Source organism: Musicola paradisiaca NCPPB 2511 (assembly GCF_000400505.1).
Taxonomy (GTDB): domain Bacteria; phylum Pseudomonadota; class Gammaproteobacteria; order Enterobacterales; family Enterobacteriaceae; genus Musicola; species Musicola paradisiaca.
In genome coordinates, this window is the sequence record NZ_CM001857.1 from 848602 (window position 1) to 867267 (window position 18666).

The following is an 18666-nucleotide window of genomic DNA, read 5'->3' on the forward strand; positions in this document are numbered from 1 at the left end:
CGCGGCGTCGGACATGTAACGGGTATAGAGCACGATGGCGTCGCAGCGGCGGTCGATCAGCAACTGTACCGCTTGCTGCTCGTCCTCCGGGGTGTCGTGACCGTCGGTGACGATCAGGTGCTTGCCGCTGGCTTCGGTACGCTCCGCCGCCCGGCGCAACAGCCGGCCGAAGTAGGGGCCGTCAAAGTTGGACACCACCAGCCCCAGACTGTTTGAACTGCGGTGCGCCAGCGAACGCGCCAGAAAGTTGGGGCGGTAGCCCAGTTCCGACATGGCGCGGAATACCGCCTCCCGCGTGCTTTGCCGCACTTGTCCGGTGCCGTTCAGCACCCGCGATACCGTGGCTTTGGAAACCCTGGCATGTTTGGCTACATCGAGCATGGTAATCATGGATAGCCACCCGTTTGATTGGTTGAGATGGCCGGTCGCGCCGTGATGCGCTAAGCCCGGCTAATGCCCGTCAGTTAACCCCCGGCGCCGGCAGGCGACCGCAAGAGTGAGGGCGCATAGCGGGAGCTGCTCCCCGCGCGTCCCCGATGCAACCGTATTTAACTGAATGACATTATAGATATGGCATCATTTTACCATAGCGTGTTCGGGCATGGCCTGCCGCTTGCATGAGATTGCGCGGGTGAGCATGTATCACGGTGCTGATGTGGATCCCCGGTGGATCAACCAGGCCCTGAGCCTGAACAGGAAAAGGGCAACCATGGGACGAGACGGCGAGCGTCTTTTCATCTTTGCCCGCCGGGTCTGCTTGCTGCGGGCGATATGACGGTGGCCGCAGCGTTGCTTCCGGATTGTCGGTGCGAGTCAGGCGTTTGGGCGCTGAAACAGCTCCCGACGCAGCAGGATGAGCTCTTCTGCCAAATCGCGACATAGCATGGCGGTCATCAGGTGATCCTGCGCGTGCACCATAATCAGGTTGACCGGCACTTTGCCTTCGCCCTCATCCAGACCGATCAGTTGGGTTTGGATCTTGTGCGCATTGCGGGCCGCATCCTGCGAGGCGCCGAGTAGCTCATCCGCCTGTTGCCACTCCTGCTGACGGGCGGCCTGAATGGCCATCATCGCGTTGGATCGCGCTTCGCCGGCGTTGATCAGCAGTTCCATGACCGTCTGCTCCATATCAATTTCCATCTCACTCTCCTCTTGGTATGCCAAAAATCACGTTTTAGATACTATTGGAATTCCAATAATGGCATGTGAGAACAATGTCACAGAAAAATAACCGCCTTGTTCTTATTTTTGGTATGCCAAACGCGAGAGCGCTGAACCTGCTGTCCATACTTCCGCGCGTAACGGCCACTACGGGAGCTGCGGCTCCTGATAACAACAACCCCTGAAACACAGGTACATCAAAGAGGTGGAGTTATGTCATTCAAGGACCAGGCAATCGATGCATTAGGATCGTTTGCCAACCGATTCAATAGCCTGAGATACATCATGGCGATCAAGGCATCATTCATTACCCTGATGCCGGTTATCATCGTCGGCGCTTTCTCCGTGCTGATCTCCAACATGGTGCTTGATCCTAAAAACGGTCTGGCAAGTTTTGCCCTGTTTTCGTTTCTGGCGCCGCTCAAACCCATCATGGGCAGTATTAACTATGCCACGCTGAATTTTCTGACGATTGGCGCCGTTTTTTTGATCGGGATCGAATTAGGGCGCATTAACGGGTCGCGCAGCCTGTTTCCGGGGTTGCTGGCGATCATCTGTTTTGTTTCGGTAAACCCCACCACCATCGACATGGTGATCAACGGCCAGACCCTGCCGGTGAAGGACGTGCTGGCCCGGCAGTTCACCGATACCAAAAGCCTGTTCCTCGGCATGTTCATCGCCATTCTTTCGGTAGAGATCTACTCGAAACTGGAATCGATGGATCGATTGCGCATCAAAATGCCGGACAGCGTACCGCCTAATGTGTCCGCTTCTTTCTCGGCGCTGATCCCGGCAATCATCACCGTCACGCTGGTGGCGACCTTTGGTTTTACCTTCCAGAAAGTCACCGGTATGTACCTGTATGACGCCATTTATATGGTGGTGCAGCAGCCGCTGGAAGCGGTGGTGCAAAGCCTGCCGGGCTTGCTGGTGCTGATGTTTGTGGCGCAGCTGTTCTGGGTCATCGGCATTCACGGCAACCAGATGATCAAACCGATCCGCGAGCCGCTGCTGTTGGGCGCCATCGCGGTCAATATGACGGCGTTCGAGCAGGGGCACGATATCCCCAACATCATCACCATGCCGTTCTGGGATGTGTACATGAGCATCGGCGGTTCCGGGCTGACCATCGGCCTGCTGCTGGCGGTGATGATTGCCTCCAAACGCCGGGAGATGAAAGAGATCGCCAAGATTTCCTTCGGCCCATGCATTTTCAACATCAATGAACCGGTGATTTTCGGGATGCCGATCATGCTGAACCCGATTCTGGCGATCCCGTTCATCATCACGCCGTTAGTGACCGGCACCATCGGCTACATCGCCACCAGCATGGGCTTCGCCGGCAAGGCGGTGGTGATGGTGCCCTGGACCACGCCGCCGTTGATCAACGCCTGGCTGTCGACCGCCGGCTCGATGGGCGCAGTGGCGACGCAGGTGGTGTGCATCATTACCGCGACGCTGATCTACCTGCCTTTCGTCAAGGTGGCTTCCCGTCGGGCGGAACAGGCGCAGCGCGAAGCGGAGGCCGAAGCGACAGCCACGGCGGCACGGTGATATCGCTCATGCCGGGGGCTGGGAACCCCGGCGTGACGGCGTATCTGATTGTGGCGCTTGGTTCCGTCGGCCGCGGGCAGGGCTGAACGGCGCCGGGCGTCATCGACTGACATGATTCAGAGGGAGACAGGCATGAGTAAGGTATCGATAGCCCTTCCGGAAGGGTTCATTCTGGGGGCGGCGGCGTCCGCCTGGCAGACCGAAGGGTGGTCGGGTAAAAAAACGGGGCAGGATTCCTACCTGGATCTGTGGTACCAGCGTGACCGGCAGGTCTGGCATGACGGCTACGGCCCGGCGGTGGCCACCGATTTTTACAACCGCTACCGCGAAGATGTGGCGCTGATGAAACAGGTGGGGCTCACGCACTACCGCACGTCTATCAACTGGTCGCGCTTCATGCTCGACTACGAGAACGGCGTGGTGGACGAAGAGTATGCCGGTTACATCGATAATCTGATCGATGAAATGCTGCGCCAGGGGATAGAGCCGATGCTGTGCCTTGAGCATTACGAACTGCCGGCGGTGCTGTTCGAAAAGTATCAGGGCTGGTCGTCCAAGCAGGTGGTTGAGTGGTTTGTACAGTATGCGGCGGCGGTGTTCGCGCGTTATGCGGGCCGGGTTAAACGCTGGTTCACGTTTAACGAGCCGATCGTGGTGCAGACCCGCGTTTATCTGGATGCGGTACGCTACCCCTATGAGCAGAACACCCATACCTGGATGCAGTGGAATCACCATAAGAATCTGGCGACGGCCAAAGTGGTGCAACTGTTCCGCGCGCAAGGCTATCACCGGCAGGGCGGCAGCATCGGGGTGATCCTGAATCCGGAAGTGACCTATCCCCGCTCCAGCGCACCGCACGATGTGGACGCGGCGCGTATTTATGATCTGTTTTACAACCGGGTGTTTTTGGATCCGGCCATTAAGGGCGAGTACCCGCCGGAGCTGGTGGCGTTGCTGGAAAAACACCAAGTCCGCTGGGACTACACCGATGAAGAACTGACGATCATCCGCAACAATACCGTCGACGAAGTGGGCATTAATCTGTACTACCCGCACCGGGTTAAGGCACCCAGTCGCGCGTGGAACAGCGCCACGCCGTTCCACCCGGCCTACTATTACGAACACTTTGAACTGCCCGGCCGCCGCATGAATAAATCGCGTGGTTGGGAGATTAACCCGCGCATCATTTACGACATGGCGCAGCGCCTCCGCCTGGAGTACGGCAATATCCCCTGGTTTGTGGCCGAAAACGGGATGGGCATCGAAAACGAAAGCCAGTTCAAAGACGCCGACGGCGTGGTGCAGGATGATTACCGCATCGCCTTCATCGTCGAGCATTTGTACTGGACGTTGCGGGCGCGGCAGGAAGGGCCAACTGTCAGGGCTATATGCTGTGGGCCTTTACCGATAACGTTTCTCCGATGAATGCGTTCAAAAACCGCTACGGATTGATTGAGATCGATCTGGAGCATGACCGGCAGCGACGGCCGAAAAAATCGGCGGATTGGTTCCGCCGGGTGCGCGATGCCGGCGTGCTGGAGTTTGAACGGGATGATGAAAATAAATAGGGGGCAACATGAAACGGATTGTACTGGCCTGCTCGGCAGGGATGTCCACGTCTCTGGTGGTAACAAAGATGGAGAAGGAAGCGACCGCCCGCGGGCTGGAATACCAGATTTACGCTATTCCCGAACAGAACCTGCGTGATGAGCTGCAAACCTTTGGCAACGATATCATTGCGGTGCTGCTCGGGCCGCAGGTGCGCTTCAAACTGGCGGAAAACAAGAAACTGACGGATGCGTACCATGTGCCCATCGCGGTGATCGACGCCACGGCTTACGGCACGTTAAATGGCGCCAAGGTACTCGATCAGGCGCTGAGTTTGGTAAACTGACGCGCTGCAACCGTCGGGGCGCGGGTTGACCGTCGCTCCCGGCGGGTTGCGCCGTTCAATTTCTCAGCCGTTCAGGGTGGCATCGTGGCGAAGGATGTAGTTCTGCAAGAAAGAAAGCAATATCAGGAGATTGGTGGCGACCTGAGGACGAAAATCCAGATGGGGGAATACCCCGTGGGGTCGAGACTGCCTCCGGAGCGTAATATCGCCGAAACATACGGTGTTAGCCGTACTATTGTGCGTGAAGCACTGTTGATGTTGGAACTGGAGGGAACCGTAGATATCCGTCAGGGGTCGGGGGTTTATGTCTTGCGTGTCCCGACGGCGGAGGATGCGCTGCCGAGCGCGACCAACCGCATCGGCGCGTTCGAAATGCTGCAGGCGCGTCAATTGCTGGAAAGCAACATCGCCGCCTTTGCCGCCCGGATGGCGACCCGCCAGGATATTGAAAAACTCCGCCATACGCTGGAACTGGAGCAGGCAGCCATTGCCGCCAACGACTACCGCAGCGATTTCGACAAAATCTTTCATCTCCAGATAGCGGGCGCTACGCAAAACCAAATGTTGCTGGAGACGGTGGGCAATATCTGGAGCTGCCGCGATGAAAGCCCCATCTGGCAGCAGCTTTACAGCCATGTGGGCACCCACGGCTACCGGTTGAAATGGCTGGCGGATCATCAGGCCATTCTGGCGGCGCTGCGTCGCCGCGATGTCACCGGCTCCTGGCAGTCGATGTGGCAACATCTGGAAAACGTCAAAAACACGCTGATGGAAATCTCCGATGCCGATGCGCCAGAGTTTGATGGCTATCTTTTTGATTCTGTTCCTATTTTTCAAGGTAAATTAGTGTAGAACATGGCGACGATAGGCTTCCTGGCGGACTATCCGCAGTTTGAGCAGCCGGTGACGGACTGGTTATGGCAGGCGTTTGGCGACGGACTGAGCCGGGATGTTTTCGCCAGTGTGGTGCATCACAGCATGGACAAAAAGGCGCTGCCGTTGACGTTTGTCGCGCTGGAGGCCGGCCAACTGGTGGGTACCGTCGGGCTGTGGCGCTGCGATCTGATCAGCCGTCAGGATCTGACCCCTTGGCTGGCGGCGCTGTATGTGGATGACGCCTGGCGCGATCGCGGGTTAGGCCGTGAATTACAGCGTTTTGTGCTGGAGTACAGCCGCGATGCCGGTTTTGACGACCTCTACCTGTACGCCACGTTTAGCGGTTACTACGAAAAACACGGCTGGCGCTATATCGGCGATGCGCCGGAGTACCCGGATAAAACGGTGCGTATCTACCACCAGTCGTTGACGTCTGTCGTCAACGACTGACGGCCTGGGTTTATTCCTGTTCAGGTGTCCCTTGTGGTTGGTCGTCATGCCGTAGCGTCGAACGTCCTGCCACCGAATGCCTGCGTACCAACGTTGGGTGGAACAGGTTGATGGGGTTATCCATTGGCGTGTTGTTAGCCAGTGCCAGCGCCATTTGAGCCGCCTGCGTCGCCATGGTGGCGATGGGGTAGCGGATGGTGGTCAGTCTTGGCCGCAGGTAGCGCGACAGCAGTACATCGTCGAACCCTATCAGGGAAATGTCCCGCGGCACGTCGATGCCGTTGTCGCTGAGCACGGCCAGCGCGCCTGCCGCCATGGGGTCGTTATAGCAGGCGACGGCGGTCAGCGGCCGGCCGCGCACCAGCAGTTCCGTCATCGCTTCCTCGCCGCCGGTTTCATCCGGTTCGCCGTAGGCAATCAGCTGTTCATCCAAGGCAATATCGTGCTCGGCCAGTGCGTCCCGATACCCTTGCAGCCGGTCGCTGGCGTCGGAGATCGGGTGGTTCGAGCAGAGAAAGCCGATATGGCGATGGCCCTGACGAATCAGATGACAAGTCGCCAGCCAGGCGCCGTAGCGGTCGTCCAGCGCCACGCAGCGCGCTTCGTATCCCGGCAGAATACGGTTGATCAGCACCATGCCGGGGGTCTGCGCCATCAGTTGCGCCAGCTCTTCATCCGGCAGCGTTTTAGCGTGCACCACCAACGCCGCGCAGCGGTGACGCAGCAACTGCTCGATAGCCTGCCGTTCTTTGTGCGCCACATGGTAGCCGTTGCCGATCAACAGGAAATTGCCGGTGCGGTAGGCTTCCTGCTCCACCGCCTTGACCATACTGCCGAAAAAGGGGTCGGAGACATCCGCCACCACCAGCCCCAGTGTTTCGGTGGACTGCTGGGCCAGCGCCCGCGCGTTGGCGTTCGGGTGGTACTGCAACTGCTGCATGGCCTGTTGTACGGCGCGGCGCGCCTGCTCACTGGCCTTGGGCGAGTCATTGATGACGCGCGATACGGTTGCCACTGACACCCCTGCCAGTCGGGCAACGTCCTTGATGGTCGGCATTGATTTTTTTCCGTTTTTATAAGTGTTGGCGGCCTTTCCTGACGCTGCGTCAGTACAGGGATGCCGCCTGATTTCTGGTGTTCAGGCCAAGTGTTACGAAATTGGCCGTCGGCCGCAAGAGAGCACGATCGCAACTTAAGGTGAGAGTGGATGTAGCCGCACGGTGGAGCAGGGCGGCATCTATCGCTGCACGATGATTTCCCAGGTTATTACTTGAGAATTGAAAATTTTACAGTTGGTTGCACTTCGCAGAGTTATCTTTCGATTATGTCCTCGTGATTGAGTGCAACTGTCTTTAGAGTAACAAGTCCCAGAGGTATTGATGGGTGACAAATCGATGTGTTCTTCACATTGAACCATTCTAATTGCACCAACCTACGCGGATGCGTAGGTTTTTTTTTGCCTGTATTTTATCGCGGTCGAAAAATAATACGCTGGTCACAAATAATAAAGAAATCAGAGTGTCGATGTCGGCGCGGATTGACGCAAAAAATAACGGGTGATAATTTCCTGTTATTGCATAAGGCTTGTTACCGTTCGGCGGGCAAAACTTAAGTGCAGCAACAATGTTCCATCAAATGATGGTTTAATTGGCTGTATTTAAGTTTTGCCCGTTTTGTTTTCAGGAGAAATGCGATGAGGATAACTCAGGTCCTGAATAATAATGTAGTCAGCGTCATTGATAATCAGGGGCAGGAGCTTATCTTAACCGGTTGCGGATTGGGTTTTCATTCTCATACCGGCGAAGAGGTGGACGATTCCCGGATTGAAAAAATATTCCGTCTGCAGGATGACGCAATCTCAGCCCGATTTAAAGATCTGGTGCATGAAGTGCCGTTGGCGGTATTACAATTAACCGACGATATTGTGGAATTGGCCCGACGGACACTGCAACAACGGCTCAGCGAAGGGATTTATGTCACGTTGGCCGATCATCTGACATTCGCCCTGAACTGCCAGCGCGACGGCACGGTCATCCGCAACCCGCTGCACTGGGAGGTACGCCGTTTCTACCGGCAGGAATATGCGGTGGCGGCCCAGGCGCTGGCGCTGATTGCCGAGAAACTGCACGTCAGCCTGCCGGAAGATGAGGCGTGCAGCATTGCGCTGCATATCGTGAATGCCGAACTGAATGACGATATCGGCAATATGAGGCAGATTACGCAATTAATTTATCAGGTGCAGAACATCGTAAAATATTATTTTCAGGTGTCGTTGGATGAAAATAGCAGTAATTATCATCGGTTCATTACCCACCTGAAGTTTTTTGCCCAGCGCGTGGTGGAAGGAATGACGCTGGAAAATGATGATGGCGATCTATTTACCATGGTGCAACAGCGTTATCAAAAAACCCTCGGGTGCGTGGAAGCCATCAGTCTATTTATTAACAACCATTATCATCATGTCATGAGTAATTCGGAGAAACTCTATCTGACCATTCATATCGATAATATTATTCATCGTTTACATCATTCCGAATAGGCTTGTTACTGTTCAATCAGGCAAACCCCAGAGGAAACAAGGCGCCGTGCTAATTATCGGGCGGTTGTTGCCGAAATCGTAAGATTTCTTTCTGGAAAGAGGAATTGTCATGTCCACGAATTATCAGGAGACAGCAAAGAATATAGTGGCCCTTATTGGCGGGGCGGAAAATATTCAACAGGTTTTTCACTGTATTACCCGGTTGCGTTTTTACGTACACGATAATCGGCAAATTAACCGGGACGGTCTGGAAGCATTAGACGGTGTGATTGGTATCAATGTGGCCGGCGAGCAGTTCCAGGTCATCATCGGCAACGAGGTCGCCGATGTTTATCGGGCGCTGGTGCAGCAGTTCCCGCTGCTGGCGCGTCAGGCGCCTGAAAAGTCTGCCGCCGGGACATCGCGTCATCCGGTATCCGCGCTGCTGGAGGCGTTTTCCAGTATCTTCTCCCCGATCATCCCCGCCATTGCCGGGGCCGGTATCCTGAAAGGGATTCTGTCGCTGCTGATCGCCCTGAAGTGGGTATCCGCCACCAACCAGACCTACCTGATCCTGTCTGCCATCAGCGACGGTATCTTCTATTTTATGCCGCTGGTGCTGGCGTTCAGCGCCGCCCATAAATTTGGCTGCAACCCGTATGTGGCGGTGGCATTGGCTGCCACGCTGCTGCATCCCACGTTGATGAAGCTCTTCCAGGGCGGCGGCGAGATCGCCTTTCTGGGGCTGCCGGTATCACCGGTGTCCTACGCCTCGTCGGTGATCCCGATCCTGCTGGCGGTATGGCTGATGTCCTGGGTGGAACGAGGGGTCGATCGCATCATGCCCGGCGCGCTGAAAACCATGTTCGTCCCGTTGTTTACCCTGCTTATCGTCGCGCCGGTGATGCTGATCGCCATTGGGCCGCTCGGTATTCTGGTCGGCAACCACCTCTCGACCGGCATTGTCTGGCTGGTGGATAACATGGGTATCGTCGCGGGTCTGGTGCTGGGCGGCACCTTATCGATGATTATCATCACCGGCATGCACTACGTGCTGATCCCCATCATGATCAACAACATCAGCAAGATGGGGTTCGATCCCTTCAAGATTATTTTCTATGTGGCCAACATGGGGCAGGCCGGCGCGGCGTTCGGCGTCTTCCTGCGCGCTCGCGACAAGAAACCAAGTCGCTGGCGTTGTCGACCAGCCTGACCGCCACCATGGGCATCACCGAACCGGCGATGTACGGCATCAACATCCGCTTCAAACGTCCATTTGCCGCTGCGTTGATCGGCGGTGCCTGCGGCGGCTCCTTCGCCATGTTTTTCGGCGTGAAAACCTATGCGTTCGCATTGAGCGGGCTGCCGGGCTTGCCTGCGCTGGTGGGGCCGACCTTCCTTTACGCGCTGGCGAGCATGGCTATTTCCTTCACGACCGCAGCGGTAGTGACCTGCGTGCTGGGGTTTGAAGAAAAAACCGCAGCCACGGCGGCAACGTCGGTTGGGCAGTCGGTCGCCCCCGCCGCGCCGGTGGTGCTGGGCAACCATAACGAGCAACTGTTTGCGCCGGTGGCCGGGCGGGTGATGTCGCTGCGTGAGCTGAGCGACCCGGTCTTCTCGGAGGAGATCTTCGGTAAAGGCATCGCCATCTACCCGGAAAACGGCGAGCTGCTGTCGCCGGTGAACGGCCGGCTGGAGTCGGTATTTGATACCAACCACGCGCTGACGCTCAAAAGCGATACCGGTGCCGAAGTGCTGATCCATATCGGCATTGATACCGTCAAGCTGGGGGGGCGCCATTTCGTCCGTCACGCCCAGCCGGGACAAATGGTGGAGGTGGGCGAACCGCTGGTGAGCTTCGATCTTGACGCGCTACGGGAAGAGGGTATCGACCCGAGTGTGATCGTGATCGTCACCAATACGGAATGCTATGGCGAGGTGTTGCCGCTGTTGCAAGGGGCGGTTCACCCGCGCGAAGCCTTTATGACATTGACCGCTGCGGCGGCCTGAGGGAGAGGAGAACAACATGAGCGTATCAAACGCATTTCCGCCGGATTTTCTGTGGGGCGGGGCCACGGCGGCCAATCAGCTGGAAGGTGCCTGGAACGTGGGCGGCAAGGGGTTATCGGTGTCGGACGTGTATACCTTCGATAGCCAGACGCCCAAAGAACGCTGGCTGGATCAATGGCTGTTCATGACCCATCAGCAGGTGGCGGAAGCCCAGGATCCGCACAGCAAAAAGTATTATCCGAAGCGCAAGGGCAATGGCTTTTACTATCACTACAAGGAAGATATCGCGCTGTTTGCCGAAATGGGCTTCACATGCTTTCGCATGTCCATCGCCTGGACTCGCATCTTCCCACGCGGCGACGAAACCGAGCCGAATGAGGCCGGGCTGGCGTTCTACGATCGAGTGCTCGATACCCTGCTGGCGCACCATATTCAGCCGATCGTCTCGCTGTCCCACTATGAAATGCCGCTGTGTCTGGTGACGGAATACGGCGGCTGGCCGAATCGTAAACTGGTCGATTTCTATGTGCGCTTTGCCACCACGGTTTTCGAGCGTTACAAGCACAAGGTCAAATACTGGATGACCTTCAACGAAATCAACTGTGTCAAACACCACCCTTACGTCAGCGTCGGGGTGATCGAAGAGGATCACCCGAACCTGGAGCAGGACAAGTACCAGGGGGCGCACCACCAGTTCGTCGCCAGCGCGTTGGCGACCAAGGCCTGCCACCAGATTATTCCCGGCTCTCAGGTGGGCTGCATGATCAGCTATCAGATCCTCTACCCCAACACCTGCCATCCGGATGATTTACAGGCCTGCGAAGAGGCGCAGCGGGTATCGCTGTTTTTCAGCGACGTGCAGGCGCGCGGCTATTACCCGGCGTATACCGACCGCATGCTGGCGGAGAAGGGCGTGGTGCTGCAAAAACAGCAGGGGGATGACGACATCCTGCGGCAATACCCGGTGGATTACGTGTCGTTCAGCTATTACATGTCCAGTACCGTCAGCGCGCATCCGGAACGGTTGGAAGGCGTCACCGGCAATCTGATCACCGGCGGTATCCGCAATCCCTATCTGCCCACCAGCGAATGGGGCTGGCAAATAGACCCGCAGGGTCTGCGGTTGGCGCTGAACCAGCTGTACGATCGCTACCAGAAGCCGTTGTTCATCGCCGAAAACGGGCTGGGAGCGGTGGATACCGTCAACCCGGATGGCACCATCGACGACGAGTACCGCATCGACTACCTGCGCCAGCATGTGGCGCAAATGAAAGAGGCGTTGGCGGACGGGGTGAAGCTGTTCGGCTACACCTGGTGGGGGCCGATCGACGTGGTCAGCGCCGGGACGGCGCAAATTTCCAAACGCTACGGTTTTATCTACGTCGATCAGGATGACGAGGGCCACGGTACCCAGCAGCGTTCGCGCAAGAAGAGCTTTTATTGGTATCGCAAACTGATCGCCACCAACGGCGACGATCTTTCCTGATTGGCCGTGCGTTAAGGAGTCACCATGACACGTTTCCCGCAAGGGTTTTTATGGGGCGGCGCCATTGCCGCCAATCAGGCGGAGGGCGCCTGGAATGAGGACGGCAAGGGGCCGTCGATCGCCGATGTGGTGCGCGGCGGCATCGTGGCGGGGGCGCCGGATGAGGCGGTGGATCCCGCCCGCTATTACCCCAGCCATGAGGCGATCGATTTTTATCATCGCTACCCGGAAGACATCGCGCTGTTCGCCGAAATGGGGTTCAAATGCTTTCGTACCTCGATCGCCTGGTCGCGCATTTTTCCGCAAGGGGATGAAACCGAGCCCAATGAAGCCGGCCTGCGGTTTTACGATCGGCTGTTTGACGAATTGCTCAAATACGGCATTGAACCGGTGATCACGCTGTCGCATTACGAAACGCCGCTGGCGTTGTATCAGCGCTATGGCGGCTGGCAGGATCGCCGGCTGGTGGATTTCTTCATCCGCTACTGCGAGACGGTATTTCATCGCTATCGGGATAAGGTGAAATATTGGATGACGTTCAACGAACTCAACAATATGCATCGCATTCCGTTTGCCACCGGCGCGATCCGGCCCGCACCGGAAGCGCGGTTGCAGGCGATTTATCAGGCCAGCCACCACATGTTCGTCGCCAACGCGCTGGCGAACCAGTTGTGTCACCGGATTATCCCGCAGGCCAAAATCGGCTGCATGCTGTCGCTCAGCACCCTGTATCCCCACAGTTGTCATCCGGACGATGTGTTCGCCACCCTGCAGATCCGCCGCCGCTCGCTGTTCTACGCCGATGTGATGATGCGCGGTCATTACCCGGCGTACAGCCAGCGGTTGTGGCGGGAAAACGGTATTGAACCGGTGATGGACGCGGGCGATCTGGCGCTGCTGGCGGCGCACCCGTCGGACTATCTCGGTTTCAGCTACTACCGCAGCGCCACCTACCAGGCCGATATGCCGGTGCTGGCGGATACCGGCGGCGTGGTGGGGCTGGATAACCCCTACCTGAAAAGCAGCGCCTGGGGCTGGACTATTGACCCGAAAGGGCTGCGGCAGGTCTGTAACGAGCTGGCGGATCGCTATGAAAAGCCGTTGTTTATCGTCGAAAACGGTTTTGGCGCGGTGGATACGCCGGATGCAAACGGCGCGATTGATGATGATGATCGCATCAGCTATGGCCGCCAGCACTTGCAGGAGGTGGCGGAAGCTATCGCCGACGGCTGCGAGATCATGGGGTATACCTGGTGGGGGCCGATCGATATCGTCAGCGCGGGTACCGGCGAAATGAAAAAACGTTACGGTTTTATCTACGTGGATAAAGACAATGACGGCCAGGGTACGCTGGCGCGCCGTAAGAAAAAGAGCTTCGACTGGTATCGCCAGGTGATTGCGACCAACGGCGAGCAGCTCTGACCCGCTCGGGCCATCGTTATCTGCCGGTGCGCCGGCGGGTGACGATGCCCACATTCGCTTCCCGGCGGCGTTTTCTCGCCGCCATATCCCTCCAGTGTTGCCTGCATTGGGCGCTCGACATTCCGGGTTGATTTTCCTGCTTTCCTGCCGGTTATTCTGGAGCCACTTCCGTGGCTATAGTATGGTGAGCGCTTTGTCTCACCGACGGGATGACGCGGTCTCGGCCGCGCCCGGCGCGTGGTGAATAAGCACAGTATTGGCGGGTTAACGCCGAACATCGGTCAACGTTTATAGGGGGGTGGGATGATTTATGCCTTTTTACGCTGGTTGCTGAAACACCTGTACCGGATTCGGATCTCAGGGGATGAAAGTGGTTTCCAGCAGTCAAAGCTATTAATTACCCCAAACCATGTGTCTTTTCTGGATGGCGCGTTGATGGCGTTGTTTCTGCCGGTGAAAAGCAAACCGGTGTTCGCGGTCTATTCTGCCATCGCCGATCGCTGGTTCATGCGTTGGTTGAAACCCTATATCGATTTTTTGCCGTTGGATCCGTCAAAACCGCTGGCGATCAAACAGCTGATCCGGTGGGTGGAACAAGGGCGTCCGGTGGTGGTCTTTCCGGAAGGACGCATCACCGTAACCGGTTCTTTGATGAAGATATACAGCGGCGCGGCGTTGGTGGCCGCCCGCTCCGGCGCGGCCGTGGTGCCGGTGCGGATTGAAGGGGCGGAGTTCACCCATTTCGGCCGTCTTGGCGACGTGCTGCGGCGTCGGCTGTTTCCGCAGATCTCCATTCATTTTCTGTCGCCGAGCCCATTGCCGATGCCGAACGCCCCCACCGCACGGGAGCGCCGCGAACTGGCGGGCGAAGCGTTGCATCGCATCATGATGGAGGCGCGCATGGCGGTGCGGCCGCGGCATACGCTGTATCAGGCGTTTTTGGCCGCCTGCGCCCGCTATGGCTATCACGCCGGCGGTATCGAAGACATCGCCTTTAAACCGGACAGTTACCACGGGCTGCTGAAAAAATCGCTGGGCGTGGCGCGCATTCTGCAACGCTTCACCGCTGAGCGCGAGCACGTCGGGCTGCTGTTGCCCAACGCCACAGTGACTGCCGCCGCGATTCTGGGCGCGTCGTTGAGCGACCGCGTACCGGCAATGCTGAATTACACCGCCGGCGCCAGCGGTATTCGCAGCGCCATGACGGCCGCCAGCATTCGCACTATCGTGACGTCGCGGCAGTTTCTGGAGAAAGGCAAGCTCACCCACCTGCCGCAGCAGGTCAAAGAAGCCAACTGGGTTTATCTGGAGGATCTGAAGGATACCGTGACGCTGGCGGATCGATTGTGGATCCTGTTGCACCTGTTGTTGCCCGCCCGCGCCATTCGCCCGCAGCAACCGGAAGACGCCGCCATTATCCTGTTTACCTCCGGTTCGGAAGGCAATCCGAAGGGGGTGGTGCACTCCCACAATAGCCTGCTGGCCAACGTGGAGCAGATCCGCACCGTGGCGGATTTCACCCCGCGCGATCGCTTTATGTCGTCGCTGCCGTTGTTTCATGCCTTCGGCCTGACCGTCGGGCTGCTGACGCCGCTGCTTACCGGCGCCAAAGTCTTTCTCTACCCCAGCCCGTTGCATTACCGCATCGTGCCGGAGCTGACCTACGACCGGAACTGTACCGTACTGTTTGGTACCTCGACCTTTCTGGGGCATTACGCCCGGTTTGCACATCCTTACGATTTCGCCCGTCTGCGCTATGTGGTGGCCGGGGCGGAAAAACTGTCGGAAAGTACGCGACAAATCTGGCAGGACAAATTCGGCATTCGCATTCTGGAAGGCTACGGCGTGACCGAATGCGCGCCGGTGGTCGCCATCAATGTGCCGATGGCCTGTAAGCGACAGACGGTGGGCCGCTTGTTGCCCGGCATCGAATCCCGGCTGATTGCGGTGCCCGGCATCCATCAGGGCGGGCAGTTGCAACTGCGTGGGCCGAACGTGATGAAAGGCTACCTGCGGGTGGAGCAGCCCGGCGAGTTGGAAACGCCGGCGGCGGACAACGCGCAGGGCGTGCGCGAAGCCGGCTGGTATGACACCGGCGACGTGGTCGAACTGGACGAACAGGGGTTCTGCGCCATCGTCGGCCGCGTGAAGCGCTTTGCCAAGCTGGCCGGAGAGATGATCTCGCTGGAAGGCGTCGAACAGTTGGCCTTGCTGGCATCGCCTGCGGCGCAGCATGCCGCCAGCGCCCGCAGCGATAGCGGCAAAGGCGAAGCGCTGGTGCTGTTTACCACCGACGCCGGGCTGACCCGCGATGCGCTGCTGGCCGAGGCCCGCCGCAGCGGCGCGCCGGAGCTGACGGTGCCACGCGATATTCGCTATATGAAAACGCTACCGTTGCTCGGCAGCGGCAAACCGGATTTTGTCGCGCTCAGAGCGCTGGCGGAGTACCAGGAGCCGTTGGTATGAACGCCCCGTCCGTTGCGCGCGTCGGCCTGTTTTCCCGCAGTATGAACGCGGTGATGGTGGCGCAGTTTTTTTCCGCGTTCGGCGACAACGCATTGTTGTTCGCCACGCTGGCGCTGGTGAAGGCGCAGCACTACCCCGACTGGAGTCAGCCGTTTCTGCAAATGGGGTTCGTGGCGGCCTACATTGTGCTGGCGCCGTTGTCGGGCAGTTTGCCGACAGTTTCGCCAAGGGACGGGTGATGATGCTGGCCAATGGTCTGAAACTGGCCAGCGCGTTGCTCATCTGTTTCGGCGGCAACCCGTTTTTGGGCTATACGCTGGTGGGGCTGGGGGCGGCGGCCTATTCGCCCGCCAAATACGGCATTCTGGGCGAGCTGACCCGCGGCGACCAACTGGTCAAGGCTAACGGCCTGATGGAGGCGTCGACGATCGCGGCGATCCTGACCGGTTCCGTTGCGGGCGGCGTGCTGGCGGACTGGAACATTTACGGCGCGCTGGCGGCCTGTGCGCTGGCGTATGGCGCGGCGCTGGCCGCCAACCTGCTGATTCCGCGTCTGGCGGCGGCGCGTCCCGGTTCGTCCTGGCATCCGGCGCGCATGACCCGCTCGTTTCTCTGTGCCTGCCGAGCGCTGTGGCAAAACGGCGAGACCCGCTTTTCCCTGGTCGGAACCGGCATGTTTTGGGGCGCGGGCGTGGTGCTGCGCTTTCTGCTGGTGCTGTGGGTGCCGTTGGCGCTGGGCATCAGCGACAATTCTACGCCGACCTTGCTGAACGCCATGGTGGCGGTGGGGATCGTGCTTGGCGCGGCGGCGGCGGGGAAACTGGTTTCGCTGCAAAACGTCTGGCGCTGCCTGCCCGCCGGGGTGTTGATCGGCGTGATGGTGGTGGTGTTTACCTTGCAACATAGCCTGATGAACGCTTACGGTTGCCTGATGGTATTGGGCGCGCTGGGCGGTTTTTTCATCGTGCCGCTCAACGCCTTGTTGCAAGAGCGCGGGCGGGAAAGCGTCGGCGCAGGCCATGCCATCGCGGTGCAAAATCTGGGGGAAAACACCGCCATGCTGTTGATGCTGGCGGTATATTCGCTGGTGGTGAAACTGGGTGTGCCGGTTATCGTCATCGGCGTGGCATTTGGCGTGCTGTTTGCGCTGGCGATTGTCGGGTTGTGGGCGTGGATGGCGATAAAACAGCGCCAACAGGCGCGGGAATAACGACGGAGAGCGGCAAGTGGCAACGAATCTGACTTGGCATGACTGGAATATCAAAGAACTGAATCTGTATGCGCTGTATGACATTCTGGCGTTGCGCAGCCAGGTGTTCGTCGTTGAACAACAATGTGCTTATCAGGATCTGGACGGCCTGGATCTGGTGGACGGCAACCGCCACGTCACCGCCTGGCTGAATGGCAAACTGGTGGCTTGCGCCCGGTTGCTGGCGCCTCGTCCGGGGCGCGACGCGGTGACTATTGGTCGGGTTGTTGTTTCTCCCGCAGTGCGCGGGCAGCGGGTCGGGCACTCGTTGATGGAACATGCTATTCAGGCTTGCGCCCGCCACTGGCCGGGGAAAGCGCTGTTTCTTTCCGCGCAGGCCCATTTGCAGCATTTCTATGAGCAGCACGGATTTTGCGTATGCGGCGACGGCTACGACGAGGACGGTATTGCGCACCTGCCGATGCAGTCGCCGGCCCAGCCGACGCACGGTTGAACCGAGGGGATGGTTGAACCGAAGGGACGATGTCGGGGGGACTCCTGCCCGACGCGCTGGCGGCGCCGGGCAAGGGTTAATTGGCGGTGCGGGAGATGGCGCCGCCGAGTTTCTGAACATCCTGGCCAAAGCCACGGGCGGTATTACAGCCGCTGAGGCTGGCGGCCAGCAGCAGCACCATGATCATGGCGGTTATCGTTTTCATTGTCGGTATCCTTTGCTGACGCTTTTCCCTCGCGGGGGGAAAAGCCCTGTCTCTACTTTGTCATAATCGATCGCCGGGATTCAATGCGGGCCGCACAATGCTTACCGGCCCATGCCGGAAACTGCGCCCGGCGTGCTGAATGTCGTCGCTGACGACGAGTGGCGGGCGAGTCTCTCTGAAGACAAGCCGCGGGTTTCGCCACGCTCCACGCACTTCCGCTCTACGCACTTCCACTTCATGCACTTTCACGCCACGAACGTCCACTCCATGCATTTTCACGCCACGCACTACCGCTTCTCACTGGCAACCCGCAGCCGCTTTATTCCGTCAGAAACAGCTCCAGCAATGAATTCAGAAACAGCTTGCCGTGTTGAGTGATCTGCCAGTGGTCGGCACTTTCCGTCAGGTAGCCCTGGCGCAGCGCGTCGTCGATCTGGCGGCGTACCGCGCTTTCCGGCAGACCGGTCAGCGCGGTGAAATCGTCCCGTGGCGCGGCTTCCAGTAAACGGAAGCGGTTCATGAAGTATTCGAACGGCCGATCAGCCATCGCCACCTCATTGCTCTGGTGCAGGTAGTTGCCCTGCATATAGCCGCGTGGGTGGCGGGTTTTGACGGTGCGCAGGATGCGCCCATCTGCAAACGACAGCTTGCCGTGCGCGCCGCAGCCAATCCCCAGATAGTCGCCGAAACGCCAGTAATTGAGATTGTGGCGGCAGCGGTAGCCGGGTTTGGCGTAGGCGGACGTTTCATACTGCTGATACCCGGCTGCGCTCAACAACTGATGCCCCTGTTCGAAGATGTCCCACAGCGCATCGTCGTCCGGCAGGCGCGGCGGGCGGGAGCCGAACAGGGTATTCGGCTCGATCGTCAACTGATACCAGGACAGGTGCGGCGGGCTGAGTTCGATGGCCTGGCGCAGAT

The 18666-nt window shown here is 58.5% G+C and carries 14 protein-coding genes and 3 pseudogenes; 12 read left to right on the plus strand and 5 right to left on the minus strand.

Annotation, left to right across the window (positions count from 1 at the left end; genetic code table 11):
* A partial coding sequence (locus DPA2511_RS20995) for a LacI family DNA-binding transcriptional regulator (RefSeq protein ID WP_035049403.1) occupies positions 1-390 on the minus strand: 390 nt, incomplete at its 3' end.
* Between the two features lie 423 nt (positions 391-813).
* Positions 814-1140: a PTS lactose/cellobiose transporter subunit IIA gene (locus DPA2511_RS03880; RefSeq protein ID WP_012764385.1), complete on the minus strand. Its 327-nt coding sequence runs from the start codon at positions 1138-1140 to the stop codon at positions 814-816.
* 234 nt (positions 1141-1374) lie between these two features.
* On the opposite strand from DPA2511_RS03880, the gene DPA2511_RS03885 reads away from it, so the two are divergent.
* From DPA2511_RS03885 to DPA2511_RS03905, 5 genes and pseudogenes are all read left to right on the plus strand, one after another.
* Complete coding sequence (locus tag DPA2511_RS03885; protein ID WP_012764386.1) at positions 1375-2715, plus strand: PTS sugar transporter subunit IIC; 1341 nt, start codon at positions 1375-1377, stop codon at positions 2713-2715.
* Between the two features lie 132 nt (positions 2716-2847).
* Positions 2848-4283, plus strand: a pseudogene (locus DPA2511_RS21000) (glycoside hydrolase family 1 protein).
* 8 nt (positions 4284-4291) lie between these two features.
* The gene (locus tag DPA2511_RS03895) at positions 4292-4609 is read left to right on the plus strand and encodes a PTS sugar transporter subunit IIB (RefSeq protein WP_012764388.1); all 318 of its coding nucleotides are present in this window, start codon (positions 4292-4294) and stop codon (positions 4607-4609) included.
* Positions 4610-4693: 84 nt separating this feature from the next.
* Entirely contained in the window at positions 4694-5461 is a 768-nt protein-coding gene (locus DPA2511_RS03900; RefSeq protein ID WP_012764389.1) for an FCD domain-containing protein, read from the plus strand.
* 3 nt (positions 5462-5464) lie between these two features.
* A complete protein-coding gene (locus DPA2511_RS03905; protein ID WP_012764390.1) occupies positions 5465-5935 on the plus strand; it encodes a GNAT family N-acetyltransferase in 471 nt (156 codons plus the stop codon).
* Positions 5936-5945: 10 nt separating this feature from the next.
* Here DPA2511_RS03905 and galR read toward each other — a convergent pair whose 3' ends face one another.
* Entirely contained in the window at positions 5946-6992 is a 1047-nt protein-coding gene (gene galR, locus DPA2511_RS03910; RefSeq protein WP_012764391.1) for an HTH-type transcriptional regulator GalR, read from the minus strand.
* Positions 6993-7628: 636 nt separating this feature from the next.
* Here galR and licT point away from each other — a divergent pair.
* The 7 genes and pseudogenes from licT to DPA2511_RS03945 all read left to right on the plus strand — a co-directional run bounded on the left by licT (position 7629) and on the right by DPA2511_RS03945 (position 17540).
* Complete coding sequence (gene licT / locus DPA2511_RS03915; RefSeq protein WP_012764392.1) at positions 7629-8474, plus strand: BglG family transcription antiterminator LicT; 846 nt, start codon at positions 7629-7631, stop codon at positions 8472-8474.
* 109 nt (positions 8475-8583) lie between these two features.
* Positions 8584-10463 (plus strand): annotated as a pseudogene (locus DPA2511_RS21005) (beta-glucoside-specific PTS transporter subunit IIABC).
* Between the two features lie 16 nt (positions 10464-10479).
* Positions 10480-11949, plus strand: coding sequence for a glycoside hydrolase family 1 protein (locus tag DPA2511_RS03925; protein WP_012764394.1), 1470 nt, complete (start codon positions 10480-10482; stop codon positions 11947-11949).
* Between the two features lie 24 nt (positions 11950-11973).
* Positions 11974-13371 (plus strand): glycoside hydrolase family 1 protein, encoded by a 1398-nt coding sequence (locus DPA2511_RS03930; protein ID WP_012764395.1) that lies wholly within the window; start codon positions 11974-11976, stop codon positions 13369-13371.
* Positions 13372-13674: 303 nt separating this feature from the next.
* On the plus strand, positions 13675-15837 hold the full coding sequence (gene aas / locus DPA2511_RS03935) for a bifunctional acyl-ACP--phospholipid O-acyltransferase/long-chain-fatty-acid--ACP ligase (protein ID WP_012764396.1): 2163 nt from the start codon (positions 13675-13677) through the stop codon (positions 15835-15837).
* Positions 15834-17047, plus strand: a pseudogene (gene lplT, locus DPA2511_RS21010) (lysophospholipid transporter LplT). Before aas ends, lplT begins: the two are co-directional and overlap by 4 nt.
* A gap of 16 nt (positions 17048-17063) precedes the next feature.
* Entirely contained in the window at positions 17064-17540 is a 477-nt protein-coding gene (locus DPA2511_RS03945; RefSeq protein ID WP_012764398.1) for a GNAT family N-acetyltransferase, read from the plus strand.
* Between the two features lie 76 nt (positions 17541-17616).
* Here DPA2511_RS03945 and DPA2511_RS03950 read toward each other — a convergent pair whose 3' ends face one another.
* Entirely contained in the window at positions 17617-17745 is a 129-nt protein-coding gene (locus DPA2511_RS03950; RefSeq protein WP_012764399.1) for an entericidin A/B family lipoprotein, read from the minus strand.
* A gap of 319 nt (positions 17746-18064) precedes the next feature.
* The coding region (hemW, locus tag DPA2511_RS23805) for a radical SAM family heme chaperone HemW (protein WP_035049407.1) at positions 18065-18666 on the minus strand (602 nt) is incomplete at its 5' end.

Coding starts and splice junctions, on each gene's coding strand:
- DPA2511_RS03880 (WP_012764385.1), bottom strand. CDS start 1,140: ATGGAAATTGATATGGAGCAGACGGTCATGGAACTGCTGATCAACGCC.
- DPA2511_RS03885 (WP_012764386.1), top strand. CDS start 1,375: ATGTCATTCAAGGACCAGGCAATCGATGCATTAGGATCGTTTGCCAAC.
- DPA2511_RS03895 (WP_012764388.1), top strand. CDS start 4,292: ATGAAACGGATTGTACTGGCCTGCTCGGCAGGGATGTCCACGTCTCTG.
- DPA2511_RS03905 (WP_012764390.1), top strand. CDS start 5,465: ATGGCGACGATAGGCTTCCTGGCGGACTATCCGCAGTTTGAGCAGCCG.
- galR (WP_012764391.1), bottom strand. CDS start 6,992: ATGCCGACCATCAAGGACGTTGCCCGACTGGCAGGGGTGTCAGTGGCA.
- licT (WP_012764392.1), top strand. CDS start 7,629: ATGAGGATAACTCAGGTCCTGAATAATAATGTAGTCAGCGTCATTGAT.
- DPA2511_RS03925 (WP_012764394.1), top strand. CDS start 10,480: ATGAGCGTATCAAACGCATTTCCGCCGGATTTTCTGTGGGGCGGGGCC.
- DPA2511_RS03930 (WP_012764395.1), top strand. CDS start 11,974: ATGACACGTTTCCCGCAAGGGTTTTTATGGGGCGGCGCCATTGCCGCC.
- aas (WP_012764396.1), top strand. CDS start 13,675: ATGATTTATGCCTTTTTACGCTGGTTGCTGAAACACCTGTACCGGATT.
- DPA2511_RS03950 (WP_012764399.1), bottom strand. CDS start 17,745: ATGAAAACGATAACCGCCATGATCATGGTGCTGCTGCTGGCCGCCAGC.